The following is a 24,699-nucleotide window of genomic DNA, read 5'->3' on the forward strand; positions in this document are numbered from 1 at the left end:
TGACAGGCTGAATTACACTTGTGATCGGCCCGCGGCGCGGCATCAACTTGCACAAAGTCTCCCGACTTTCTAGTATCCACGCTGAATTGCGGCCATGCGCATTCGTCAAATGGTCAAGCCGGTGCGCAAAAGCCTGCCGGCAAGACCATATCAGGGTCCTGTGCGATGGCGCTCGTCAGGTGGACGCGGCGCTGAAAAACCGGACCGAACGGATGCACCGCCGGCCGGCGCAGCCCTTCGCACGAGCCCGAAAACGGGCCCGGTGGCAGGGGGGAATGCCGGTGGCGGAGGACCCGCAACGAGAGTGTCGAAGGTGAGAATGAACGAGCATCGGCCCATTCCGACGAACAGCCCGGCAACGGACGCGGCAGCCGCCAAGCGACCCAGCGCCCGCAATGTCGGCTTCTGCGTCAAGTCCATGTTGCGCGGGTCCGGGCTTCGGCCGACCCGCCAGCGCCTCGCGCTCGCGGAAATTCTCTATTCCCACGGCCATCGCCACATCAGCGCCGAGCAGCTTCACGACGAGGCCCAGACAGCGCGCGTGCCGGTGTCCCTGGCGACGATCTACAACACGCTGCACCAGTTCACCGAGGCGGGCCTCCTGCGCGAGGTCGCGGTCGACGGCACCAAGACCTATTTCGACACCAATGTCGACGATCACCATCACTTCTTTGTCGAGGGCGCCAATGAGGTCTTCGACATTCCCGGCCACAGCGTGACGCTGACGGATCTGCCCGAGCCCCCCGAGGGCATGGAGATCGTCCGCGTCGACGTCGTCGTGCGCCTGCGCCCCAAGGCCTGATCCTGCCTCACCCACATCCCGGCGAATGATCTGATCGTCCGGCCTGATGGACGTGACGGTCAGATCGCCAGGCCGTCCCGCGCCGCCGGGTCGATGAGCCCATGGAAGCGGCGCGCCGCCGCATGGGCAAACCGCAGCGTCACGGCCTTGCGCGCGGCGGACGACAGGCGATGGTCGGGCGCCTCGCGCATGACCTCCGCGCCGAAGCTGTCGGCAAGGATCAGCCCTGCCTCCTCGGGAAAAATGTCGAGCGGCACTTGCGTATGTGTTGCGAAGAAGAGCCGGTCGCAATAGTCGCGGTAGTCCGGCCACTTCCGGTCGGTGCGAAAATCCTCCACCGACGACTTGATCTCCACGATCCAGATCTCGCCCTTCGGCCCGAGCGCGGTGACATCCGCCCGCCGCCCCGACGCGAGCACCAGTTCGGTGACCACCGAAAAGCCGAATCCCGCCATCAATCGCCCGACGCCGCGCTGGACCGCGAGCGCATGTGCGGACTGGCGTCCGTCAACAAGGCGCGGGTCGTCGGCAAACGCTTCCGGAAGCGGAATATGGTCGAAGGGCGAGGTGGCCATGACCTATTTGTTCATGATTTGTTTTTGAGATGCAAGTCGAAACAAACCCTTCATGGGCGAGCCCGCTATATCATGGTCAAAGGTCCCGCTTGTCGCGGCTCGCACTTCCAGCCACAAGGCCCGCATGCTTCTCGATGCCGCGATCCTCGCAGTCGCCTGTCTGACCGGCCTTCTGCTCGCCCGGCCGCGTCTCGCACGGCTCGGCCTGTGGCAGGCGACGATCACCCCGCTCGCCTCCATCATCGGCAGCGGATTTCTTGTGCTCGGCCCCGTCCTCGATGCCTCCTATGGCGGCTTTGCCCCTCTCGCCATGGCCCTGCTCTGCCTCGGTGCCTATCTCCTCGGAGGCGCGGTCCGCTTCAACATCGCCCGCCTCGACGCCACCGGAAACCGCCGCACCCGAACGGAAGACCGGCTCGAGACCGCAGCCTCCTGGTCGCTCGCCTTCGCATACGTGATTTCGGTCGCCTATTATCTCAATCTTTTCGGCGCCTTCGGCGTCAGCCTGACGCCGCTGCACCAGCCGGTCTATGCCCGGGCCCTGACGAGTCTCATCTTCCTCGTCATCCTCGGCGTCGGCTGGCGCTACGGATTCAAGGCGCTGGAAGGACTGGAGCAAATCTCCGTCACGCTGAAGCTCGCCATCATCGCCGGGTTGATCCTGGGATTGCTGGTCCACTGGGTCGATGCCGCCGAAACGGCCCATCTTGCCTTTGCGCCGCCCCGGGAGACCGGATGGTCCGCCCTCACCCTCGGTTTCGGGCTCATCGTCACGGTTCAGGGCTTCGAGACCTCGCGCTATCTCGGCAGCACCTACGACGCGGCAACCCGCATCCGTTCCATGCGTTGGTCGCAGTGGATCTCGACGGCGATCTATCTCGTCTATGTCGCGCTCGTTGCCTATGACATGAAATTGCCGGACGGCCACCTGACCGAGACCTCGATGGTCGACATGATGGCCGTCGTGGCGCCCATCCTGCCCCTTCTCCTCGTTGCTGCCGCGCTCAGCGCCCAGTTCAGCGCCGCCATCGCCGACACCAGCGGCTGCGGCGGTCTTGTCGAGGAGGGAACCCGCCGGCGCGTCCCGGAGCGCTGGGCCTATGCGGTGCTGGTGGCTATCGGCCTCGGGATCACATGGACGTCCGGCGTCTTCGAGATCATTTCCTACGCCTCGCGGGCCTTCGCGCTCTACTACGCGTTGCAGGCGGCCATCGCCATGGCGGGCGCGCGGGCCGAAGGCAGGGGCGTGAAGGCGGCGGGCTTTGCCGCGCTCGCCGTTCTGGCGCTGTTGGTCACGGTCTTCGGCACGCCCACGGAGGGGTAGGCGCGCACCACGCGTGGGAAGACCGAAAAAGGGCGCTACGAACCGATGCCTGCGCTCAGCGCGTCGGCACCGGATGCTCGCCGCGATAGTCGTAGAAGCCGCGATTGCTCTTGCGACCGAGCCAGCCGGCCTCGACATATTTCACCAGCAACGGACAGGGCCGGTATTTGGAATCGGCCAGCCCCTCGTAGAGCACCTGCATCACGGACAGACAGGTGTCGAGGCCGATGAAGTCGGCAAGCTGGAGCGGGCCCATCGGATGGTTGGCACCGAGACGCATCGCCGTATCGATGGCGTCGACCGTCCCCACGCCTTCATAGAGCGTGTAGATCGCCTCGTTGATCATCGGCAGCAGGATGCGGTTGACCATGAAGGCCGGGAAATCCTCCGACACCGCGATCGTCTTGCCGAGCTTGCGGACATAGGTCTTGGCGCATTCGAAGGTCTCGTCCTCGGTCGCGATGCCGCGCACGAGCTCGACAAGCTGCATCACCGGCACAGGATTCATGAAGTGGATGCCGATGAAGCGCTCCGGCCGGTCCGTCGAGGCGGCAAGCCGCGTGATCGAGATCGACGACGTGTTGGTCGCCAGCATCGCCTCGGGCTTCAGATGCGGGCAGAGCGTCTGGAAGATCTTGCGCTTGACGGATTCGTTCTCCGTCGCCGCCTCGATCACGATATCGGTCTCGGCGAAATTCTCGATCGTCTCGACCGGCTTGATCCGGGCCAGCGCCGCGTCGCGCTCGGCCTCGGTAATCTTCTCGCCGGCCACCTGGCGCGAAAGGTTACCGTTGATCGTGGCAAGGCCCGCCTCGATCCGCTCGCGAGAGATGTCGTGGAAACCGACCTCGAAGCCGGCCAGCGCGCTGACATGGGCGATGCCGCTGCCCATTTGCCCCGCACCGATGACCCCCACCGACCTGATCTCAGACGCCATGACGTTCCAACCTGATGTTTGCCTGCCTCGCCGGAGGCGCGACAGGCCGTGTTGACAATGACTTGCCGCACCGGATGGTCACGGCAAAAAAGATCATGGGCTCAGCCGAGTTCCTTGATGAGTTCCGGCACGACCTCGAAGAGATCGCCGACAAGGCCGTAGTCGGCGACCTGGAAGATCGGCGCCTCCTCGTCCTTGTTCACCGCCACGATGACCTTTGAGTCCTTCATACCAGCAAGATGCTGAATGGCGCCTGAGATTCCAAGAGCAATATAAAGATCAGGTGCCACAACTTTGCCGGTCTGGCCGACCTGCCAGTCGTTCGGCGCATAGCCGGCGTCGACCGCGGCACGGCTCGCGCCGACGGCTGCGCCGAGCTTGTCGGCCAGCGGCAGGATGACTTCCTGGAACTTTTCCTCCGAGCCGAGCGCCCGTCCACCGGAGACGATGATCTTCGCCGAGGTGAGCTCAGGCCGGTCGGAGACCGACAGATCCTCGCCGACAAAACTTGAGATCGCCGGATCGGCGGCCACCGAGATGGTCTCAACCGGAGCCGAGCCGCCTTCGGGCGTTGCCTGGAAGGTCGAGGTACGCACCGTGACAACCTTCTTGGCGTCCGACGACTTCACCGTCTGGATGGCGTTGCCGGCATAGATCGGCCGCTCGTAGGTGTCCGGCGCGACGACGGCGGTGATGTCGGAGACCTGCATCACGTCGAGCAGGGCGGCGACGCGTGGCATCGTGTTCTTGGCGTTCGAGGTTGCCGGCGCGACGATCGCGTCATAGCCGCCCGAAAGGCCGACGATCAGGCTTGCGACCGGCTCGGCAAGCTGATGCTCAAGGCTGGCATCGTCGGCGACGAGCACCTTGGCAACGCCGGAAAGCTTGGCGGCCGCCTCGGCGGCGCCCTGGCAGCCCTTGCCGGCGATGAGGACATGCACGTCGCCGCCCATGGCGGCGGCGGCGGTCAGCGCCTTGGCGGTCGCGTCCTTCAGGGATGCGTTATCGTGTTCGGCGAGAAGAAGCGTGGTCATTGGTCTTGTCTCCTGCCCGGGCCTCAGAGGACGCCGGCCCCCTTCAGCTTGGACACCAGGTCGGCGGCGGAAGCGACCTTCACGCCCGCGGTCCGCCCGGCCGGCTCGGCGGTCTTGAGAACCTCGAGCCGTGGCGCGACGTCGACGCCGTAGTCGGCGGCGGTCTTGGTGTCGATCGGCTTCTTCTTGGCCTTCATGATGTTGGGCAGCGACGCATAGCGCGGCTCGTTGAGACGCAGGTCGGTGGTCACCACCGCCGGCAGGGCCAGCTTCACGGTCTGAAGACCGCCGTCGATCTCGCGCGTCACGTCCACCTTGCCGTCGGCAACGACGACCTTGGAGGCGAAGGTGCCCTGCGGCCAGCCCGTCAGGGCGGCCAGCATCTGGCCGGTCTGGTTGCAGTCGTCGTCGATCGCCTGCTTGCCGAGGATCACGAGGCCGGGCTGCTCTTCGTCACAGATCTTCTTGAGGATCTTGGCGACGGCCAGAGGCTCCACCGTGCCGTCAACGGTGACGAGAATGCCGCGATCGGCGCCCATGGCAAGGCCGGTGCGGATCGTTTCCTGCGCCTGCGCCGGTCCGATGGAGACGACGACGACCTCGCTCGCGACGCCCGCTTCCTTGAGCCGAAGCGCTTCCTCGACGGCGATCTCGTCGAAGGGATTCATCGACATCTTGACGTTGGCAAGTTCCACACCGGAGCCGTCCGCCTTGACGCGGATCTTCACGTTGTAGTCGACAACCCGTTTCACGGGCACGAGAATCTTCATTCCAGTCCTCCACGGCGGCACCTGCGTCCGGTCCGCCGGCCGATTTGGCCGCGCTGTGGCGCAGCTCGTTCATTTTGCACTGCGGCATAGCCGATATCGGATCGGACCGTACTGGCGTTGCCCGGAACCTGTCAACGTCGCCCATGGGACGACATTGCCGCACATGCGAAGAGACAATCCGCGACCATCTTCTAGCGGTTCTGCCCCGGCACCCAGAGAACGTCGGCCGCCCCCTTGTCGTTGGTCCAGCGCGCGGCGACGAAGAAATAATCCGACAGCCGGTTGAGGTATTTGACCGCCTCCCGGCTCACGCGCTCCTGCGGATTGCCGGCAAGCTCGACCACCAGTCGCTCGGCCCGCCGGCAGATCGTCCGGCACAGATGCAGATGCGCCGAAGCCGCCGAGCCGCCTGGCAACACGAAGGACCGCAGCGGCTTCAGGTCGGCGTTGAGGACATCGATCGCCGCCTCCAGCGCGTCGACCTGGCTCTGCACGATCCGCAGCGGCTCGTAGGGCAGCGGCTCGCCGGTATCGGGCGTGGCAAGGTCGGCGCCAAGGTCGAAGAGATCGTTCTGGATGCGGGCGAGCACCACGTCGACGGCCTCGATGCCGGCCGCATGCAGCCGGGCCAGCCCGACGGACGAATTCAGCTCGTCGACCGTGCCGTAGCTTTCGACCCGAAGATCATATTTCGCCCGCCGTTCGCCGCTTCCGAGCGCCGTGGTGCCGTCATCGCCGCCGCGGGTGTAGATCTTGTTGAGGACGACCAAACCATTTCCTCCTGACACGCATCGGACACCGCCTCCCGACCGACCGGACCGGCCAGTCCGGCCATCCGGCGAGAGGCTCTGCATGCTCTTCTATGACGTTCCGTTCTCGATGGGCACCACGCAATTCGACGCGCTGTCGGATGAGTCGGACATCCGGTCGCTGCCCGTGGTCAGTGCGAGAGGCCGCGCTGAAGCAGCGCATCGTTGCGGCTCTGCCAGACGATGCCGTAACCCGCGTCGGTGAGTGCCGACAGACAGTCGGCATTCCAGTTCCGGCGGTGGCAGATCTCCATGAGAATGCGCCTTGGCCAGAGCGCCGGCTTCATTTCGGCGAGCATCGGCATGATCACCCGATCCTCATAACCCTCGATATCGATCTTCATGGCGTCGATCCGCTCCACGCCGTTGGCGTGAACGAGGGCAGGCAGCGTGGTGACGGGGATGTTGATCGGCTCGTAGCCCTCGGTCTCGCCGACGCTGGACTGCCCGAACTGGCCCGTATTGACATGCAGGGTGATATGTCCGGTCGTATCGCCGACCGCGGTTCTCAAAACCTGGACATTGCCGAAGTCATTGGCGGCAATGTTGAATTCAAGCCTTTTCAGCATTTCCGGGATTGGCTCGGCGGCGAGAACCCGGCCCGATCGGCCGACGGACCGCGCGGCGTGGAGCGTGTAGAGCCCGCAGTTGGCGCCGATGTCGACGAAGGTCTCGCCCTCGTAGAGTTCTCCGATGATGCTCTCGATGCCGTGGGCTTCCGCCTCGATGCCCCGCATGAGCAGGTTCGTCTCGGTCGCGTTGTCGCCGAGCCGGCAGCGCATCTTCAGGCCATTGATCTCGATATCCGCCTCGTTGCCGAATTTCGCCGCCACGGAAACGGCGACCTTCTTCAGGGCGCCATGCAGGATGCGGTAGCGCACCATGGCGAGGAGGCACCTTGCCGTCCACGGCAGTCTTCGCGCGGACCACGGACGCTGTTCAATCAAAGGACGGGCGCTCCCCACTCGGCGTCCGTCCCGGGCGGGCCGAACTGCAACTGTCCGGCAATATCACCGTTGCAAGCTCTTCATCAAGCCGGCGCGCGACCTCCCCCGGCCATGCCTCCGTCAGGCATGCCCCTTCAGCCACAGCGCCATCATGACGACGACGACGGCAATGAATTGCAGCCCGACGCGCCAGCGCATCAGCGTCTGCGACAGGTTGGAATTGCCGCCGCGCATCAGGTTGAAGAGGCCCATCAGCAGCACGATCAGCACCGCGCCGAGGGCGATGGGAATGAGAATATTGAAGATGGCGGGCATCGGTAAAACCTCCGCATTGTCTGTTAGCCATATAGACGCGGCAAGCCGCGAAAGCCAACAAATCCCGTCAAAAGCGCGTGACGGAGCGGGATCTAGCCCGCAAAGCCCCCGCTCGCCAGATAGGCCGCTTCCTCGGGCGTCGTCTCGCGCCCAAGCACGGTGTTCCGGTGCGGAAAGCGGCCGAAGCGGCGGATGATGTCCATATGCTCCAGCGCATAGCCGTAGGTGTCACGCGAACAGTTGAGCCGGCAGAAGTCGACGCAGCGCTCCTGGTCGGCCATCTCTTCGGAATGCATCAGCGGCAGATAGAAGAAGGACCGCACGTCGGTCGGGAAAGCCCGGTCGTCGCCGCGGTCGAGCGCCGTCTTCGCCAGCGTCAAGGCCTTGCTGTCATTGGCGAAGGCTTCGGCGCTGCCGCGCTTCAGGTTGCGGGAGAACTGGTCGAGAAGAAGGATGAGCGCCAGCATGCCAGCGCGATCCTCCGCCCAATGGTCGAGTGCACCGGCACAGGCCTGATCGTGAAGAGCGCCGAAGCGCGCCTCCATCTCCCTGTCGAAGGCATCGTCCTTGGCAAACCAGCGCTCGGGACCTGCCCGCCACCAGAAATCGAGAACATCGAGCGGAGCCGGATCGAGAACCATGGACACTGCCCCCTCAAAGCCCGAGTGCGCCCTTGATGGCGCCAAGACCGAGTTGCAGGCCCTTCTGGTCGATGCCGTGGCCAAGACCGGGGCGAATGTGGAATTCCACCGGAATCTCCGCCGCGCCGAGCGCGTTGGTCGCCTCGGTCAGGTTCTCGACCGGCAGCACCTGGTCCTGATCGCCATGAATGAGCGTGATCGGCGGGGTCGGACGCGGCACCTCGGCAAGATGCTCGGCGCCGGCAAGCTTGCCGGAATAGCCGACGATGCCGCCGATGCCAGGCTGGCGCCGGAGGCCGACATAGAGCGCCATCATCGTCCCCTGGCTGAACCCGACCAGCACGATCCTGTCCTCGGCAAGCTGCAGGCGATCGCGCTCTTCGTCGATGAACCGGTTGAGCACCGGCCCGGCCTTGGTGACGCCGCGCCAGTATTCCGTCGGATCGCGCAGCGTCAGGTCGAACCACTGCCGCCCCATCGGCGCCATCGCGCAGGGCTCGGGCGCATGCGGCGAGACGAAGGAGACCGTCGGCAGATAGGGCTGGAAGGCGCGGCCGATGTCGATGAGATCGTTTCCGTCGGCGCCGTAGCCGTGCAGGAAGATCACCAGCGCTTCGGCGGGTTGGCCGGAGGCAGGGGCAAGGCGCGGTCCGTCAAGCGTGGTCATGGAGAGAAGAATCCTGTCGTGGCGGTCATCTGTCAGGCAGGCGATTGGGTCAGACGGGAAGCGCGGTGCGCCCATCCCGGCAGACCTTGTAATAGGCCCAGAAGAGCTTGGCCGCCACCCCCCGCCAGGGCGACCAGAGGGCGGCGATCTCCCGCATCGGCTTTTCCTTCGGCCGATCCTCAAGGGCGAAGGCGTCCTTCACCGCGACCTGAAGCGCAAGATCGCCGGCGGGAAAGACGTCCGCATGGCGGGCGCAGAAGAGCAGGAAAATCTCCGCCGTCCAGACGCCGATCCCGTGCAGCGCCGTCAGCGCCGCGATCGCCTCCTCGGGCGGAGCCTCGGCCAACGCCTCAAGATCAAGCCCGGAAGCACAGGCCTCGGAAATAGCGAGGAGCGTGCGCTGCTTGCCGGCGGAAAGGCCGCAGGCGCGCATGTCTTCCAGCGACAGTCCCGCAAAGGCCGGCGCCGTGACGCCGCCCAATCGGGCCTCCAGCTTGCGCCAGATCGCAGCGGCGCTGGCGACGGAAATCTGCTGGGCGACGATGATACGGGCGATCCCCTCAAAGCCCGGCGGGCGATAGCGAATGGCGACGGGTCCCGTCGCCTCAATGACGGGCCGAAGGCGCGGGTCGCATTTGCCGAGCGCGTGCAATCCCTCCGCCATGTCCGCGTCCGACAACAGCCGCCGCATCCCGTTCCGCCTTTCCATGTTCTTTTCCGCGTGACACAGTCCGACGACTCTCGCCGCTTCGCAACCCGTTACCCTTCGCCAGTCGAGCCTGATGCCCAACGCTTCGGATCGCCCCGTTTTCCGCTTTGCGCCCTCGCCCAATGGCGACCTGCATCTCGGCCACGCCCTGTCCGCGATCCTCAACGACGAGATGGCAAGAACGGCTGGCGGGCGGTTCCTGGTGCGCATCGAGGACATCGACGGCTCTCGCGCCCGTCCCGAATTCGAGGCGCGGATCCTTGAGGATCTGGACTGGCTGGAACTCGACTTCGAACGGCCCGTCCGCCGCCAGTCAGAACATCTCGACGACTACCGGGCCGCCCTCGATCGCCTCGAAGCGATGGGGCTCGTCTACCCGAGCTTCGTGACCCGCGCCGAGATGAAGGCCATGGTGGCGGAAGCCGAGGAGAGAGGCCAGACCTGGCTGCGCGATCCGGACGGCGCGCCGCTCGTCCCCCGTTTGCTGATGAGCGAAGAAGAGGCGGCGACACGGATCGCGGCCGGCGAGCCGCACGCGTTGCGGCTGGATATGGATGAGGCGCTCACCCGCATCCCTGCCCAAGCGCGGTCCTTTGCCGAACTCGATGAGGGCGGGAACCCGCACGAGAAGCCCTGCCATCCGGCGGACTGGGGCGACGTCGTGCTCGCGCGCAAGGACGCCCCCGCGAGCTACCATCTTGCCGTTGTCGTCGACGACGCCGCGCAAGGTGTGACCCATGTGGTGCGCGGGCTCGACCTCAAGCGTTCGACCGAGGTCCACCGCGTCCTGCAAGACCTGCTCGGCCTGCCCGCGCCCCGCTACCACCACCACCGCCTCATCCTCGGGCCGGACGGGCGAAAGCTGTCGAAGTCGGAGGCCTCCACAAGCCTGCGCGCCCTGCGCGAGGGCGGCGCGACACCCGCCGATATTCGGCGGACGATCGGAGTAGACTGACCGGTCTACCCATCAACGGACCGGACGTCCTACATCACATTCCGAGCAGCACGGCCCAGACGGACACCGACACGACACCCAGAATCGTCGTCAGCGTGATCACCGACGAGGCGAGCGCGTGCCCGGTGCCGAAATGGTTGGCGATCAGATAGGCGTTGACGCCCGTCGGCACGGCAGCGGTGAAGACGAGCGCCGCCGTCGAGATCGGATCGAGACTGAGGAGATGCGCGATGAGATAGACGCAGCCGGGAAAGATCAGCAGCTTCACGGCCGAAATAGCCAGCGCCGGCAGGATGTTGCCGGAGAGGCCGTATTTTCTGAGCGCCATGCCCATGGAGAGAAGCGCGACCGGCCCGGCGACCCCGGCAAGCTGGTCGACGACGGTCTTGACCGGGCCGCTGAGCTGAACGCCGAAGAGATGCAGCACGATGCCGGCGAGAAGACCGATCACCAGCGGGTTGCGGGCAAGGTTATGGCCGACCTGCGCAAGGATGCTGACGATTGAGCGGGCCTCTCCGCCAGCCTCCAGCCGGTCGGCGCGCTGCATCAGCATGGTTCCCGCGATCATCATGATCGGCAGGTGCACCGAGAGCACGATGGTCAGCCCGACAAGACCCGCATCCCCCAGAATGCGGGAGACCAGCGGCAGCGCGATGAAGACCGTATTGGAAAAGGCCGACGAGACGCCCCCGACGACGCCTGCACGCCGGTCGCGCCCGAAAATCCGGGTGATGACCAGATGGCCGGCGGTCCAGACGACGGCGACGGAACCGAAATAGGAGGCCCACAGCGCCCACGGCGAGGCTCCGTGGAAATCCGCGTTGAGAATGGTGCGGAAGAGAAGCAGCGGCACGCCCAGCTTGAAGACGAAATCCCCCAGCGCCTCGCCGATCTCGGGCTTGAGCAGCTTTGCCCACACGGCCAGATAACCGATGGCGATGAGGGCGAAGATCGGCAGGACGTTGTCGGCGATTTGCGACATGAAAGGCTTCTTGGGCGGGAGATCGAAGGGGCGGAACGCCAGGGAGACCCGTCCCTCCTACCACCTCCCTGTCCCGGCGGGCAACCGGTCCACCTTACAGACCAGCCAGAAACCACCCGCCTATCTCACGCCGAAGGCAAGCGCCCGGTCGGAGCGCACCCGCAACTCCATGGCGTCGATCTGCTCGGAGACGAAACGATATTCCTGGGTCAGGCCGCCATAGCCGAAGGCATCGGCCGGGACTTCGACGACATGGATGTAGCTTTCCGGATGAAGTGGTCCGAGGAGCTTTGCCATTGCCTCGAACACCGCCGAGACGAAGGCCGCCTTTTCCGCCTTGCTGTTGGTGCCGTCGGTCAACCTGATTTCGAGAAAGAAGCTGCCGAGCGAGAGCCGCGACAGCGCCGTGCCGCCGACGAACCAGTCCTCGGCCGGAACGGCCTCGACCAGCGTGGCGATCCGCTCGGCCTTCTTCCTGAGGATCGAGACGGTCGCCTTTTCGACGGCCGCCGCAAGCTGGCTCTTCGGCGGTGCGGAGCGCCCCGGAGCGGGGGCATAGCGAAGCTGCAACACGGGCATGACGCGGATCCTTTCGGTTGGCCCGACCAGAGACGGCCGGTTCATGAGGGAACCATAGATCGCCAAGCATGATGACAAAAACGAATTGATGATATTTCAATCATGATGTATTGGAATGGTCATGGCCGCCCTCGACATCGATCTCCTGCGCACCTTCTCCGTTCTGGCGGAAGATCTGAACTTCACCGCCGCCGGCGAGAGGCTGGGCGCGACCCAGTCGGCCGTGAGCGTGCGCCTCAAGAAGCTGGAAGAGCGCCTCGGGAGGCCGCTGTTCGACCGGACCCCGCGCGCGGTGGCGCTGACGGCCTTCGGCTCCTCCTTCCTGTCCGACGCAAAGCGCATTCTCGCCGCCCATGACGATGCCCTGCGCCGGCTCGCGGTGGCCGATGCGCCCTTGAGCATTTCGATCGGCGTCAGCGAGCACGCCGGCGGCAATCTGCTGCCCCAGGCGCTTCTGGCGCTGAAGGAGCTGATGCCGCGCCTGAAGGTCCGCGTGCAGCTCGGGCTTTCCGACGAACTGCTGAAGGACTTCGACCTTGGCCGCCTCGACGCGGTCGTCGTGCGCCGGAACCTTCCCCCTGCTCAGTCGATGGATCGCCAGGGGACCGGTTCCCTTGGCGGGCGCAGCCTCTTTCGCGACGATCTGGTCTGGGTGGCGGCACAAGGCTTCGTGCTGACGCCGGGCGAACCGCTGCCCCTCGCCTCGATCGAAGCCCCCTGCAATGCCCGCACCGCCGCCGTCGAAGCACTGCAAGGAGCCGATATTGCCTGGGTCGACGCCTTTTCGAGCCGCGGCGTCGCGGCGATTCAGGCCGCCGTCTCGGCCGGACTGGGGGTTGCCTGCCTCGGCGGGCGGCACGCGCCGCCGGATACGGAAATTCTCGGGCCGTCGCACGGACTTCCGGCGTTGCCCGCCAGCGAAGTCGCCCTCTTCGTGCGCACCAAGGACCCGGCCATGGCCCTTGCCGTGGAGCGCTTTGCCGACGCGCTCACCGCCGCCGCGCGCCAGCCTGCCCGTTGACACACGCCGGCCCCTTCGGGCTTTCGGGGAAATTAACGCTTGACCTCACCCGGTCCGAAGACTAGCTTCCCGCCCGGAACAAAACTGGGAAGACAGATGTCTGCCAAGCTGATCGTACTTAGAAGGCGCACCGTGACGCGGGTTTGATGAAACCCGCGAACGACATGGTGCGCGAAAACAAGGCCCCTCGGAGGGCCTTTTTTATTACCCGAAATTCCCCAAGAAGAACGGCGCCCCACCAGCAAACGAGGATCGAGGCGCAAGAGAAGACCCGGAAGGAACTGGACCGATGACACGGCAAATGACCGGCGCCGAAATGGTGATCGAGGCTTTGGTCGACCACGGGGTCGATACGATTTTCGGCTATCCGGGCGGCGCGGTGCTGCCGATCTATGACGAGCTCTTCCAGCAGGAGAAGGTCCGTCACGTCCTCGTCCGCCATGAGCAGGGCGCCGGCCACATGGCCGAGGGGTATGCCCGCTCGACCGGCAAGTGCGGCGTCGCGCTCGTTACCTCCGGCCCCGGCGCCACCAACATGGTGACGGCGCTGACGGATGCGCTGATGGATTCCATCCCGATGGTCTGCATCACCGGGCAGGTTCCGACCCATCTCATCGGCACCGACGGCTTCCAGGAGTGCGACACGGTCGGCATCACTCGCCCCTGCACCAAGCACAACTGGCTGGTCAAGGACATCGCCGACCTGCCGCGCATCCTGCACGAGGCCTTCCGCATCGCCACCACCGGCCGCCCGGGCCCGGTCGTCGTCGACATCCCGAAGAACATCCAGTTCCAGACCGGCACCTACTACGGGCCGAACTCCGGAACGAAGGACCCGCACTACAAGACGTCCGCCTATCACCCGCAGGTGAAGGGCGACGAGGCGGCGATCCGCGACGCGGTGGCCCTGATGGCCGCGGCAAAGAAGCCGGTCTTCTATACCGGCGGCGGTGTCATCAACTCGGGTCCGGAAGCCACAAGGCTGCTGCGCGAACTCGTCCAGCTGACGAACTTCCCGATCACCTCGACGCTGATGGGTCTCGGCGCCTATCCGGCCTCAGGGCCGAACTGGCTCGGCATGCTCGGCATGCACGGCACCTACGAGGCGAATCTTGCCATGCATGACTGCGACGTCATGGTCTGCATCGGTGCCCGCTTCGACGACCGCATCACAGGCCGCACGGACGCCTTCTCGCCGACAAGCGCCAAGATCCACGTCGACATCGACCCCTCGTCGATCAACAAGAACATCCGCGTCGACATCCCGATCGTCGGCGACGTCGCCAATGTTCTGGCCGAGATGATCGCCGCCTGGAAGGCGCTCAAGCCCCAGCAGGACAAGGACGCCCTGTCCTCCTGGTGGAAGCAGATCGCCGTCTGGCAGGCCAGGAAGTGCCTGCGCTACAAGGCCTCCGACAGCGTGATCATGCCGCAATACGCCATCGAGCGCCTCTATCAGGCCTCGAAGGGCCGGGACACCTACATCACGACGGAAGTCGGCCAGCACCAGATGTGGGCGGCCCAGTATTTCGGCTTCGAGGAGCCGAACCGCTGGCTGACCTCCGGCGGCCTCGGCACCATGGGCTACGGCTTCCCGGCCGCACTCGGCGTGCAGGCGGCCCACCCGGACGCCTTCGTCTGCTGCATCGCGGGCGACGCCTCGATCCAGATGAACATTCAGGAGATGGCGACCGCGATCCAGCACGAACTGCCGGTGAAGGTCTTCATCCTCAACAACCAGTACATGGGCATGGTCCGTCAGTGGCAGCAGCTGCTGCACGGCAATCGCCTGTCGCACAGCTACACCGAGGCGATGCCCGACTTCGTCAAGCTCGCCGAGGCCTATGGCGGCCATGGCATCGTCTGCCAGAACCCGGCCGAACTCGACGACAAGATCGCCGAGATGATCGATGTGAAGAAGCCGGTGCTCTTCGACTGCCGCGTCGCCAATCTCGCCAACTGCTTCCCGATGATCCCGTCGGGCAAGGCGCACAACGAGATGCTGCTCGCCGAGGATGTCTCGGACGAGGACATCGGCAACGCCATCGACGCCAAGGGCAAGGTGCTGGTCTGAGGCCGGCTGACACGGAATTCGAAAGTTGAAACAATGCTCAAGAATGTCGAACGGGGACACGGCCCGATGATCGTCGCAGGTGAAACACGCTCCGCCTACTTCCTGCAGGAAGAGGAAACCAAGGTCGAGACCCATACGCTGTCGGTTCTGGTCGACAACGAGCCCGGCGTCCTCGCCCGCATCGTCGGCCTCTTCTCCGGCCGCGGCTACAACATCGAGAGCCTCACGGTCTCAGAGGTCGAGCACGAGAAGCACGTCTCGCGCATCACGCTGGTCACCACCGCAACCCCCCAGGTGCTGGAGCAGATCAAGAACCACATCGCCCGCCTCGTGCCGGTGCACCGGGTGATCGACCTCACCAGCATCGGCGACGCCATCGAGCGGGAACTGGCGTTGATCAAGGTCTCCGGCACCGGCGAGCACCGCGTCGAGGCGCTTCGCCTCGCCCAGGCCTTCGACGCCAAGACGGTGGACGCGACGCTCGAAAGCTTCGTCTTCGAGCTCTCCGGCATGCCGGCGGACATCGACCGCTTCGTCAAGCTCATGACGTCCTGCGGCCTCGTCGAGGTGGCACGCACCGGTCTTGCTGCGCTCTCGCGCGGCAAGGACGGGCTCTGAGCGACGCTGCCGGACGCTTGCCCGCCATGCTGTCATCCAACCTGCCCGATGCCGCCCGCCGCGTCGCCGACGCGGCGGCGGCCCTCGGCCTCGACGTCAACGTCATCGAAATGCCGGCCTCCACCCGCACGGCGGAGGACGCCGCGGCCGCTTGCGACTGTACGGTTGCCCAGATCGTCAAGTCGCTCGTCTTCACCGGGCGCGACAGCGGCACACCCTATCTCCTGCTCGTCTCCGGGCCGAACCGCGTCGATCAGGACGCCGTGGCCGCGACGATCGGCGAGCCGCTCGACCGGCCGAACGGCAAGGCCGTGCGCGAGATCACCGGCTTTGCCATCGGCGGCATTCCGCCACTGGGGCACGCGAGCGCACTGAAGACGTTCTTCGATCCGGACCTCCTCGCCCATGACGTCGTCTGGGCCGCGGCGGGAACGCCGTCCTGCGTCTTTTCCGCCTCACCCCGCCCGCTCTTCGAGGCGATTGGGGCGACGGCTCTCGTCATGTCGGGACCGGAAAACGGCTGATTGTGCACCGCCGAAGCTCCCTTCGGCGGTCTTGCATCATCACCGTCAACAGTTTAGGTGCGGTTTGGCGCATGTCGTTCGCCGCGTACCGGAGCACCCGATGAGCACGCTGGAACTTGATCACGTCTTCGTTTTCGTCGAGCCCGATCACGGCCGCCCGGGCGGCCGGGTCTACGACGTCCTGACCGAAGGCGGCCTTGTCGAGACCGGTCGTCGCCGGCACGAGGGCCAGGGAACGGCCAATGTCGGATTCGTCTTCGACAACGCCTTCCTGGAACTGATCTGGGTGGTCGACGTGCAGGAGGCGCGCGCGCCGGAACTGGACCGGGCCGGCGTTAACCGGCGCGCCGACTGGCGTTTCCATGGCGGCTCGCCCTACGGTATCGCCGTGCGCACTGAGGGCGAGTTGCCCTTCGAAACCTGGCCCTATCGTTTTTCCGGCATGCCCGACGATCTGCACATGCCCGTGGCGGTGGCCTCCGACGATCTGGCCCAGCCCTTCATCTTCCAGTCCATGCGCAACAAGCGGCCCGACACCTGGGACAATGGCGCAGCGGGCGAGCGCCAGCGGCCGGGCGGCTTTGCCGAAATCATCGGCATTGACCTCACCCTGCCGCAGGATGTTGCCCCGGGTGCCGCCCTCTCCGCTCTCGTGGATGCCGGCATCGTTCGCCTGCATGAGGGCGAGCCGGGGCCGATGGCCCACGAAATGGTGCTCACCCTGTCGCGCACCGACGGACAAAAGCCACGCCGGCTCAATATCGCCAAGTTCGAGTGGCTGGACGACTGAGGAAGGCCCCGCTTACGAGGCCGCGCCCATTTCCTGAAGCGCCATCAGCGACTCCGGCAGCACCTGTCCGCCGTCGATCACCATCTGCTGGCCGGTGATGTAGCCGGCTTCCTCGGAGGCGAAGAACAGCGCCGCGTTGGCGATGTCGAACACTGTCCCGAGCCGCTTCATCGGGATCGAGGCCTCCATCGAGGCGATATAGTCGCCGCCGATTCCGTCGAGCCCTTCGGTGAAGATGTTGCCCGGCATCACCGCATTGACCGTGATGTTCCAGGGCGCAAGCTCGATCGCGGCCGTGCGCATGAAGCCGAGCTGGCCGGCCTTCGAGGCACCGTAGTGCGACCATCCCGGAAAGCCGGTGATCGGCCCCGTGATCGAGGACGTAATCACGATCCGGCCGGCCTTTTTCGCCTTCATTTCCGGCAGCACCGCAGAGACCGACAGGAAGGTGCCTTTCAGGTTGGTATCCATCACGTGGTCGAAGTCGGCGGCCGTCATCTCGCCGAGTTTGGCCGCCGGAAAGATGCCGGCGTTGGCGCAGAGAACGTCGATCGAGCCGTAGCGCTCGATTGCGGCCGCGGCCATCGCCTTGCAGTCCTCCTCCTTTGTGACGTCTGCCGCGAAGGCCGAGGCATTCGGGCCGATTTCCGCGGCGACCTTTTCCGCGTCCGACAGCGTCCGGCTGACGACGAGCGCGTTGAGACCGGCCTCGCCGAACCTGAGGGCGATGCCCCGCCCGATGCCCTTGCTGGCGCCGGTGACGATCACGGTCTTGCCTGAAAGCGGTTTGAACACAGCCGATCCCCTCATTTTTCGTCCCGGCGCCTTTGGGCCGGTGCATGAACGTCGCGCGCCCTGAAAATGGGCTGCCGTAATTTTCGGCAATGTGCGATGCATAATTGATGTTGTAAAGCCCAAAGATTGATGTTTAGGATCACACAAAGTCCAACATAATTTCCACAGCCATGACGCGCAATCTGCTCCGAAACAGCACGCGCGCACATGCCAAGTGGAAGACATTAGAAAACGAAATCAGCGTGTTGGCAGGCGGGCTGCTCCTCCTGCGCACGCCAATGGCCGCAAGCGCATGTGAATGTGGCATTGCGACCCTCACAACAAGGGAACAGCAGTGATGACCGGAGTTTCCAGACGCACGCTTTTGCAGGGAATGGGCGCGGCCGCGCTGGCGGCGGGCCCGATGTTCAACGCCAACAAGGCCTTCGCAGCCCGGGAGAAGGAGCTGAACATCCTCTGCTGGGAGGGTTACAACTCGGCCCAGGTGCTGGACCCCTTCCGCTCCTCCGAAGGCGCGACGGTCAAGGCCGAGAGCCTCACCAACGATCCGACCATGATCAACCGCCTGCGCGCCGGCGAAATCAACACCTGGGATCTGATCAACGTCAACAATCCCTGGGCCCGCAAGGTGATGTATCCGGAAGGCCTCATCAAGGCGCTGCCGCGCGAGGAGTTCGAGCCCTTCTTCGACAACATGCTCCCGGGGTTCAAGCCGCCCTACAAGTGGGCAATGAGCGACGACGGCAAGGAACTGCTCGGCATGTGCCAGCGCTTCGGGCCCTACAGCTATGTCGTCAACACCGACAAGGTGAGCCGCGACACCGCCGAAAAGGAAGGCTGGGATCTGTTCAATGACCCCGCCATGGCCGGTAAATACGGCATCCTGGAATCCGATGACTGGAACGTCTTCAACATCTTCGTCATCGCCGGCATCGACCCCTTCAAGGAGCATACCGACGACGAGATGGCCAAGTTCGAGGAGACGGCCAAGAGCGTCTTCAAGGGCGCCAAGCTGATCGGCGACATCGCGGCCATGAACCAGGCGCTGATCTCCGGCGAAATCGACCTGCACATGACGGGCGGCACCTATTCGGTCTCGCCGGCGCGCGCCGACGGCTTCCCGAACCTGCGCGGCATCACCCCGCTGAAGGGCCCGATGGAAGGCGGCAAGGGCGGCATCGCCTGGATCGAGGTCACCTCGGTCGTCAACAACCCGCAGGGTTCGCCGCTGGCCACCGAGTTCCTGAAATACGTTCAGGCGCCCGATGTCGCCCACACGGTGGCCTTCGCCGAAGGCACCTTCAACCCCGTCACCCAGATGGGCAACAAGGAGTGCTTCGACCTCTTCACGGCCGAGGAACTGGACGCGATCCAGTGGGACAGCCTGGAAGAGGAAATGGCCCGCTCGGTCGAATACGACATCGTGCCGGATTACGACAAGGCGCTCGACATCATGAACGCCGCCAAGCGCCTGCGCGGCTGATCGAACGCGACCCTCCCTGCCCCGCCTCTACGCGGGGCGGGGACACCCAAACGACGTGCGGCCGTGACTTTCTCAAGGTGCCGCGATCGCTCTTGCCGGACATATCCATGGAACAGCCGACCTCCTCCGAACCGCGCCCGATCCTCCAGCTTGTCGGCGTGCGCAAGACCTTCAACGGCTTCGCCGCGGTCGATCGTATCGACCTCGACGTGCGCGAGGGCGAGTTCCTGACCATCGTCGGCCCGTCCGGCTCGGGCAAGACGACGCTCCTGCGCATGCTGGCCGGCATGGAAAGCCCAAGCGAGGGCAACATCACGCTGCGCGGCGAACTCATCAACGAGATCCCGTCCAACAAGCGCCCGACCTGCCTCGTCTTCCAGTCGCTCGCGCTCTTTCCGCACAAGACGGTGGGCGAGAACATCGCCTTTCCGCTCAAGGTCAAGGGCGTCGATCCGGCAACCCGCAAGGCCCGTGCGCTGGACCTGATGAAAGTCGTCCGTCTGCCGGCCGACTATCACGACAAGAACGTCATGAAATGCTCCGGCGGCGAGCGCCAGCGCGTGGCCCTTGCCCGCGCCCTCGCCTATGACCCGGAAGTGCTGTTCTTCGATGAGCCTCTGTCGGCCATCGATTACAAGCTGAAGAAGACGCTGGAGAAAGAACTGAAAGACCTTCACCGCGAGACCGGCAAGACCTTCATCTACATCACCCACAGCCTGGAAGAGGCCATGGTGATGTCCGACCGCATCGGCGTCATGCGCTCCGGCCGCCTCGTGCAGGTCGGCACGCCGGAAGAGATCTATGGCGCGCCGGTCGATCGCTTCGTCTCCGAATTCGTCGGTGAGGTGAACACCATCAAGGTCAAGCGCAATGGCGCGGACCTCTGGGCCGGCATCGACGTGCCCGGCAGCTTCAAGCTGCGCCCGCCGCAGCAGGGCACCGTGGGCGACGAGGCCTTCGTCGTCGTGCGTCCCGAATACATGCGCTTCGTCGGCGCGGGCGAGAATGCCGACAACACGCTGAAGGGCACCGTCTACAACGAATATTCGCTCGGCTCGCGCATCCAGTATCAGGTCCGCGTCGGCGACAAGGTGATGCTGGTGGAGCTTTCCCGCGCCCGCGCGCTGCCGCCGGGGTCCAATGCGGACGTCACCGTCGGCTGGGACGCCGCCGACGCCTTCACCCTGGCAAGCTGAGGAGAGCCCGATGACCGAGGCAACAGCCGATACGGCGATCGCTCTCGACGCAAGGGCCGAACGGCGTCATCGCATGCTCTCGGCAGGCGCCCGCTGCGCGCTGCCGGTTGCGATCCTGCTCACGCTCGGCTTCGTTGCCCCCATTGTCGCGATCTTCGGCTATTCCTTTGCAACGCCCCGCAGCTTCGACGTCTTCACCAGCTTCACCCTTGAGAACTTCGAGGCGATCTTCGATCCGGCCAACACCGTCTGGCTTTCCTTTGTCTGGTCCTGCGGCTTCGCGCTCTTCACCGTCGCGATCCTCGCCGTCGTCTCCTATCCGATAGCCTACGGCCTCAATCTGGTCTTTGGCCGCTGGTCGGGCCTCATCTCGATTCTCTTCGTCTTCCCGCTCTTCGTCTCCGAAAACGTCCGCCTTTACGGATGGGTGCTCTTCTTCATCAAGAACGGCGTCCTCGACGGCGGCCTGAAATATCTAGGCCTGCCCGGCGGACCTGAATTCCTCTATACGCCCACGACGACGCTGTTCGGCATGGTCTACACCTACCTGCCCTTCATGCTCTTCCCGATGACGCTCGGCATTGCCATGATCCCGCGCGACCTTGTCGACGCGGCCCGCGACCTGGGTGCCGGACGGATGATGATCTGGCGCGAGATCGAACTGCCGCTCGCCATGCCCGGCATCCTCATCGGCATGCTGCTCACCTTCGTGCTCGGCATCGGCGCGACGGCGGAGGCCAAGATCCTCGGTGGCCAGTCGGTCATCGTGATCTCCCACGACATCGAGATCGCCTTCACCTATTCGCAGAACTGGCCCATGGGCTCGGCGCTGGCGGTGGTCGTGACGGTCTTCATCGCCAGTCTCACGCTCTTCGCGCTAGCCCGCCTCGACCTCGACCGCATGCTGGGGAGGCGCTGACCATGCTCGCCGCAGAACGCCGCACCCGCTTCTTCATCTGGGTCTGGACGGTCTCCGTCCTCCTCTTCATCTACATCCCCATCGCCTGCGGCGCGCTGGCGGGTCTCTCCAAGGGACGCTATTTCGGCTTTCCCATCCGCGCCTTCTCGACCTCGTGGTGGACGAAAACCCTCGAGTCCATCGAGATCGGCATGATTGTGAGAACCTCGATCTCGGTCGCCCTGCTCGTTACGGTCTTCTCGGTTATCATCGCCTTCTTCGGCGCATTGGCCTTCGCCCGCTACGACTGGAAGGGACGCGGCCTGTTCCAGAAGCTGATCCTGCTACCGATCTTCTTTCCCCAACCGGTGCTCGGGCTTGCGATGCTGCTCGGCTTCAGCGCCGTCGGCATCCAGACCACATGGATGACGGCCGTCTTCGCCCACATGATCTGGATCGTGCCGGTCGTGACGCTCGTCATCTCGATCCAGGTCTACGGCTTCGACCCGTCTCTGGAGGAAGCCGCCTTCGATCTTGGCTGCACGCGCTGGCAGGTCATGCGCGAGGTGACCTTGCCGCTGCTCTGGCCGGGCATCTGGTCGGGCATGCTCTTCGCCTTCCTGCTGTCCTGGAGCAACTTCCCGCTCTCGCTCTATACGACGGGCGCGGATAGCACGATCCCCGAATGGCTCTATGCCAAGATGGTGGCCGGCTATACGCCCATGGTCCCCGCCCTCGGCACCATGGCAACACTCGGCGCCGCCGCGCTGCTGCTCTTTGCCGGCGCCGTCAACATGATCGTCAAGCGCAGGCAGACGGCATGACCCTCACTGAGACCGAGCCCCGCAAGGCGCGCCTCACCAAGAAGGCGCGGCAGGAACGGATTCTCGCCGAGATGCGGGCCTCCGCCACCTTGCGCGTCGGTGATCTTGCAACGGATCTGTCGGTCTCCACCGAAACGATCCGCCGGGATCTCTACGAGCTTCAGGAACAGGGGCTGATCAACCGCACCTATGGCGGCGCGACCCGGCCCTTCGGCGCCGAGCCATCGGTCAGCGAGCGTCACGGCCAGATGGTGCCCGAGCGCGAGGCGATCGCCGCCGTCGCGGTGAAGTTCATCCAGCCGAACGAGGTCATCGCCATCGGTGCCGGCGCGACCACGACCCATGTCGCCCGCCGCATGGCCGCCGAATGCCGCGACCTGACCGTGATCACGCACTCCTTCTCGGTCGCCACCGTTCTGGCGCCCAATCCGACCATCGAGATCATCATGTGCCCGGGCCGCTACAATGGCCGCGAGGGCATGATGGTCGGCGCGGAGACCATCGAGTTCCTGCAGTCCTACAACATCAACAGGGCCGTGCTCGGCGTCTCCGGCATCACGCCGGAGGGCCTTGCCGACGCAGAAGCGCCGGCGGCCTGGGTCTACAAGGCGATGATGAACCGGGCCTCCGAGACGATGGTCGTTGCCGACCACAGCAAGTTCGACGTCCAGGCGCTGGCGATCTGGGCCCGCGTGCCCGACATCGCCCGCCTCGTCACCGACCGTGAGCCGAAGGGCGCAACAAGCCGCGCACTCGACCGGGCACGGGTCGAGGTCTCGGTAGCGGGCGGGAAGTAAGAAGAAAGGCAAACGAAAACCATGTGGCAGGAGCGAGAGCCGGACGAGACCCGCGAGGTCACCGTCGACGGGCACAGGATCGTCACCTATTCCTATGGCAGCGGCGCCGAGACGGTCTTCCTGCTCAACGGCGGGCCGGGCCTGCCGTGCAACTACCTGCGCGACGCCCATAGCTTCCTTTCCGGCCACGGCTACCGCGTCGTCACCTTCGACCAGCTTGGCTGTGGCGCGTCCGACAAGCCGGACGATCCGGCGCTCTGGTCGATCAGCCGCTATGTCGAGGAGACGGAAGCCGTCCGCACGGCGCTGGACTTGGGCAAGGTGCATCTCCTCGGCCATTCCTGGGGCGGCTGGCTCGCCATCGAATATGCGCTCACCTATCCGGATGCGCTGAAGACGCTGATCCTCGAGGACACCGCCGCCGACCTGCCGCATCTGATGGAAGAAATGCACCGCCTGCGCGCCTCGCTCGGCCCCGAGACGGTCGAGATGATGATCGCCCACGAGGCCGACGGCACCTACGATCATCCCGAATATCAGGCTGCCATCACGCTCCTCAACTATCGCCACGTCTGCCGGCTGCAGGAGTGGCCAGCGCCGCTGATGGCCTCGCTGAACGACTGGAACATGGCGCCCTACATGGCGATGCAGGGGCCGAACGAGTTCCTCTACATCGGCAACCTCAAGGACTGGAACCGTGCCGCCGATCTCGGCAAGATCCCTTGCCCGGCGCTGATCACGGTCGGCCGTCACGACGAGATCACCCCGGCCTGCGCCCTGCGCATGAAGCAGAACCTGCGCGAGGCCGAACTCGTCGTCTTCCAGAATTCGAGCCACATGCCCTTTTACGAGGAACCGGCCGCCTATGACGCCGTGCTCCTCGATTTCCTCGCCCGCAACGCCTGAAGGAGAGCCCGATGTCCGACAAGACGTCCTGGAAGACCAGGCATCGCTCCTTCTACTACGAGCTTGCCGAGGAACCGGCCGATCCGGACCTCGATCCGGCGACGACGGCGCTCCTCGTCATCGACGTCCAGAACTACAACATGCAGCGCCCGGCCCCGGAAACACTCAGCGGCAGGGACAAGGCGCATTACGACGCCTGGACGCCCTTCTTCGATCGCATGCACGGCACGGTGATCCCGAACATCGCCGAACTTCTCAAGCTCTTCCGAGCGAAAGGCATCGAGTGCCTCTTTGCCCGCATCGCCTGCCAGACCGAGGACGGCCGCGACCGTTCGTTGAGCCAGAAGAAGCCGGGCTTCAACAACCTGCTCCTGCCGAAGACCACGTGGATCTCGCAGTTCGTCGATGAACTGGCGCCCGAGGGTGACGAGATCGTCGTCGTCAAGACGACCGACAGCGCGCTCACAGGCACCAACCTGCGCCTGATGCTGCACAACATCGGCATCAAGACCGTCATCTGCGCCGGCATCTACACCGACCAGTGCGTCTCCTCCACGGTCCGCAGCCTCGCCGACGAGAGCTTCGACGTCGTGGTGCTGGAGGACTGCTGCGCCGCCGCGACGGACGCCCTGCACGAGCACGAGCTGGAGGTCATCAACATGATCTACTGCAACGTCATGACACTCGCCGACCTCAAGGCGCTGATGAACCTTCAAGGATGACCGGG

At 65.0% G+C, this 24,699-nt stretch carries 28 protein-coding genes; 15 read left to right on the forward strand and 13 right to left on the reverse strand.

Translation table 11 applies throughout. The annotated features are described in order from the left end of the window. Nucleotides 1–319: 319 nt before the first annotated feature. A complete protein-coding gene (gene irrA, locus HDIA_RS22165; RefSeq protein ID WP_197708066.1) occupies nucleotides 320–802 on the forward strand; it encodes an iron response transcriptional regulator IrrA in 483 nt (160 codons plus the stop codon). A gap of 59 nt (nucleotides 803–861) precedes the next feature. Here the strand turns inward: irrA and HDIA_RS22170 are convergent, their stop codons facing one another. After that, nucleotides 862–1,377: an MmcB family DNA repair protein gene (locus HDIA_RS22170; protein WP_099558129.1), complete on the reverse strand. Its 516-nt coding sequence runs from the start codon at nucleotides 1,375–1,377 to the stop codon at nucleotides 862–864. A 124-nt stretch (nucleotides 1,378–1,501) separates the two neighbouring features. Here HDIA_RS22170 and HDIA_RS22175 point away from each other — a divergent pair, with 124 nt between their 5' ends. After that, on the forward strand, nucleotides 1,502–2,701 hold the full coding sequence (locus HDIA_RS22175; protein WP_099558130.1) for an APC family permease: 1,200 nt from the start codon (nucleotides 1,502–1,504) through the stop codon (nucleotides 2,699–2,701). A gap of 55 nt (nucleotides 2,702–2,756) precedes the next feature. Here the strand turns inward: HDIA_RS22175 and HDIA_RS22180 are convergent, their stop codons facing one another. The 9 genes from HDIA_RS22180 to HDIA_RS22220 form a co-directional block, all read right to left on the reverse strand. Then, nucleotides 2,757–3,638 (reverse strand): 3-hydroxybutyryl-CoA dehydrogenase, encoded by an 882-nt coding sequence (locus HDIA_RS22180; protein WP_099558131.1) that lies wholly within the window; start codon nucleotides 3,636–3,638, stop codon nucleotides 2,757–2,759. Between the two features lie 101 nt (nucleotides 3,639–3,739). Then, nucleotides 3,740–4,672: an electron transfer flavoprotein subunit alpha/FixB family protein gene (locus HDIA_RS22185; protein ID WP_099558132.1), complete on the reverse strand. Its 933-nt coding sequence runs from the start codon at nucleotides 4,670–4,672 to the stop codon at nucleotides 3,740–3,742. A 23-nt stretch (nucleotides 4,673–4,695) separates the two neighbouring features. Then, nucleotides 4,696–5,442: an electron transfer flavoprotein subunit beta/FixA family protein gene (locus tag HDIA_RS22190; RefSeq protein WP_099558133.1), complete on the reverse strand. Its 747-nt coding sequence runs from the start codon at nucleotides 5,440–5,442 to the stop codon at nucleotides 4,696–4,698. 191 nt (nucleotides 5,443–5,633) lie between these two features. Further along, nucleotides 5,634–6,212 carry a cob(I)yrinic acid a,c-diamide adenosyltransferase gene (locus HDIA_RS22195; RefSeq protein ID WP_099558134.1) on the reverse strand — a complete coding sequence of 193 codons (579 nt, stop codon included), beginning with the start codon at nucleotides 6,210–6,212 and terminating at the stop codon, nucleotides 5,634–5,636. A 170-nt stretch (nucleotides 6,213–6,382) separates the two neighbouring features. Next, nucleotides 6,383–7,135 (reverse strand): FkbM family methyltransferase, encoded by a 753-nt coding sequence (locus HDIA_RS22200; protein WP_099558135.1) that lies wholly within the window; start codon nucleotides 7,133–7,135, stop codon nucleotides 6,383–6,385. A gap of 183 nt (nucleotides 7,136–7,318) precedes the next feature. After that, nucleotides 7,319–7,513, reverse strand: coding sequence for a twin transmembrane helix small protein (locus HDIA_RS22205; protein WP_099558136.1), 195 nt, complete (start codon nucleotides 7,511–7,513; stop codon nucleotides 7,319–7,321). A 92-nt stretch (nucleotides 7,514–7,605) separates the two neighbouring features. Beyond that, complete coding sequence (locus HDIA_RS22210) at nucleotides 7,606–8,154, reverse strand: DUF924 family protein (RefSeq protein ID WP_099558137.1); 549 nt, start codon at nucleotides 8,152–8,154, stop codon at nucleotides 7,606–7,608. Between the two features lie 13 nt (nucleotides 8,155–8,167). Then, a complete protein-coding gene (locus HDIA_RS22215; protein ID WP_099559096.1) occupies nucleotides 8,168–8,821 on the reverse strand; it encodes an alpha/beta hydrolase in 654 nt (217 codons plus the stop codon). Nucleotides 8,822–8,870: 49 nt separating this feature from the next. Further along, nucleotides 8,871–9,530: a DNA-3-methyladenine glycosylase family protein gene (locus tag HDIA_RS22220; RefSeq protein ID WP_245884033.1), complete on the reverse strand. Its 660-nt coding sequence runs from the start codon at nucleotides 9,528–9,530 to the stop codon at nucleotides 8,871–8,873. A 73-nt stretch (nucleotides 9,531–9,603) separates the two neighbouring features. On the opposite strand from HDIA_RS22220, the gene gluQRS reads away from it, so the two are divergent. Then, nucleotides 9,604–10,485, forward strand: coding sequence for a tRNA glutamyl-Q(34) synthetase GluQRS (gluQRS, locus tag HDIA_RS22225; protein ID WP_099558138.1), 882 nt, complete (start codon nucleotides 9,604–9,606; stop codon nucleotides 10,483–10,485). Nucleotides 10,486–10,519: 34 nt separating this feature from the next. Here gluQRS and HDIA_RS22230 read toward each other — a convergent pair whose 3' ends face one another. Next, nucleotides 10,520–11,467 (reverse strand): AEC family transporter, encoded by a 948-nt coding sequence (locus HDIA_RS22230; RefSeq protein ID WP_099558139.1) that lies wholly within the window; start codon nucleotides 11,465–11,467, stop codon nucleotides 10,520–10,522. A 120-nt stretch (nucleotides 11,468–11,587) separates the two neighbouring features. Beyond that, nucleotides 11,588–12,046 carry a tautomerase family protein gene (locus HDIA_RS22235; RefSeq protein ID WP_099559098.1) on the reverse strand — a complete coding sequence of 153 codons (459 nt, stop codon included), beginning with the start codon at nucleotides 12,044–12,046 and terminating at the stop codon, nucleotides 11,588–11,590. Between the two features lie 121 nt (nucleotides 12,047–12,167). On the opposite strand from HDIA_RS22235, the gene HDIA_RS22240 reads away from it, so the two are divergent. The 5 genes from HDIA_RS22240 to HDIA_RS22260 all read left to right on the forward strand — a co-directional run bounded on the left by HDIA_RS22240 (nucleotide 12,168) and on the right by HDIA_RS22260 (nucleotide 17,073). Further along, entirely contained in the window at nucleotides 12,168–13,067 is a 900-nt protein-coding gene (locus HDIA_RS22240) for a LysR family transcriptional regulator (protein ID WP_162292680.1), read from the forward strand. A 289-nt stretch (nucleotides 13,068–13,356) separates the two neighbouring features. Next, a complete protein-coding gene (locus tag HDIA_RS22245; protein WP_245884034.1) occupies nucleotides 13,357–15,141 on the forward strand; it encodes an acetolactate synthase 3 large subunit in 1,785 nt (594 codons plus the stop codon). A 66-nt stretch (nucleotides 15,142–15,207) separates the two neighbouring features. Further along, nucleotides 15,208–15,759: an acetolactate synthase small subunit gene (ilvN, locus tag HDIA_RS22250; RefSeq protein ID WP_099559099.1), complete on the forward strand. Its 552-nt coding sequence runs from the start codon at nucleotides 15,208–15,210 to the stop codon at nucleotides 15,757–15,759. Between the two features lie 26 nt (nucleotides 15,760–15,785). Continuing rightward, nucleotides 15,786–16,283, forward strand: coding sequence for a YbaK/EbsC family protein (locus HDIA_RS22255; RefSeq protein WP_099558142.1), 498 nt, complete (start codon nucleotides 15,786–15,788; stop codon nucleotides 16,281–16,283). Between the two features lie 100 nt (nucleotides 16,284–16,383). Further along, nucleotides 16,384–17,073 (forward strand): VOC family protein, encoded by a 690-nt coding sequence (locus HDIA_RS22260; RefSeq protein ID WP_099558143.1) that lies wholly within the window; start codon nucleotides 16,384–16,386, stop codon nucleotides 17,071–17,073. Nucleotides 17,074–17,085: 12 nt separating this feature from the next. Here HDIA_RS22260 and fabG read toward each other — a convergent pair whose 3' ends face one another. Then, entirely contained in the window at nucleotides 17,086–17,868 is a 783-nt protein-coding gene (gene fabG / locus HDIA_RS22265; RefSeq protein WP_099558144.1) for a 3-oxoacyl-ACP reductase FabG, read from the reverse strand. A 337-nt stretch (nucleotides 17,869–18,205) separates the two neighbouring features. Between fabG and HDIA_RS22270 the strand changes: the two genes are divergently transcribed. From HDIA_RS22270 to HDIA_RS22300, 7 genes are all read left to right on the forward strand, one after another. Then, nucleotides 18,206–19,351 carry an ABC transporter substrate-binding protein gene (locus HDIA_RS22270; protein WP_099558145.1) on the forward strand — a complete coding sequence of 382 codons (1,146 nt, stop codon included), beginning with the start codon at nucleotides 18,206–18,208 and terminating at the stop codon, nucleotides 19,349–19,351. 107 nt (nucleotides 19,352–19,458) lie between these two features. After that, nucleotides 19,459–20,547, forward strand: a complete 1,089-nt coding sequence (locus HDIA_RS22275; RefSeq protein ID WP_099558146.1) for an ABC transporter ATP-binding protein — start codon at nucleotides 19,459–19,461, stop codon at nucleotides 20,545–20,547. A 10-nt stretch (nucleotides 20,548–20,557) separates the two neighbouring features. Then, on the forward strand, nucleotides 20,558–21,466 hold the full coding sequence (locus tag HDIA_RS22280; RefSeq protein ID WP_099558147.1) for an ABC transporter permease: 909 nt from the start codon (nucleotides 20,558–20,560) through the stop codon (nucleotides 21,464–21,466). A 2-nt stretch (nucleotides 21,467–21,468) separates the two neighbouring features. Further along, nucleotides 21,469–22,269 carry an ABC transporter permease gene (locus tag HDIA_RS22285; RefSeq protein ID WP_099558148.1) on the forward strand — a complete coding sequence of 267 codons (801 nt, stop codon included), beginning with the start codon at nucleotides 21,469–21,471 and terminating at the stop codon, nucleotides 22,267–22,269. Beyond that, nucleotides 22,266–23,066: a DeoR/GlpR family DNA-binding transcription regulator gene (locus HDIA_RS22290; protein WP_099558149.1), complete on the forward strand. Its 801-nt coding sequence runs from the start codon at nucleotides 22,266–22,268 to the stop codon at nucleotides 23,064–23,066. The genes HDIA_RS22285 and HDIA_RS22290 overlap by 4 nt, the downstream gene beginning before the upstream one ends. Nucleotides 23,067–23,087: 21 nt before the next feature. After that, a complete protein-coding gene (locus HDIA_RS22295) occupies nucleotides 23,088–23,972 on the forward strand; it encodes a proline iminopeptidase-family hydrolase (protein WP_099558150.1) in 885 nt (294 codons plus the stop codon). Nucleotides 23,973–23,983: 11 nt separating this feature from the next. Next, complete coding sequence (locus HDIA_RS22300; protein ID WP_099558151.1) at nucleotides 23,984–24,694, forward strand: cysteine hydrolase family protein; 711 nt, start codon at nucleotides 23,984–23,986, stop codon at nucleotides 24,692–24,694. Nucleotides 24,695–24,699 lie beyond the last annotated feature (5 nt).

Origin of the sequence: Hartmannibacter diazotrophicus (assembly GCF_900231165.1) — a bacterium.
GTDB classification, from domain to species: domain Bacteria; phylum Pseudomonadota; class Alphaproteobacteria; order Rhizobiales; family Pleomorphomonadaceae; genus Hartmannibacter; species Hartmannibacter diazotrophicus.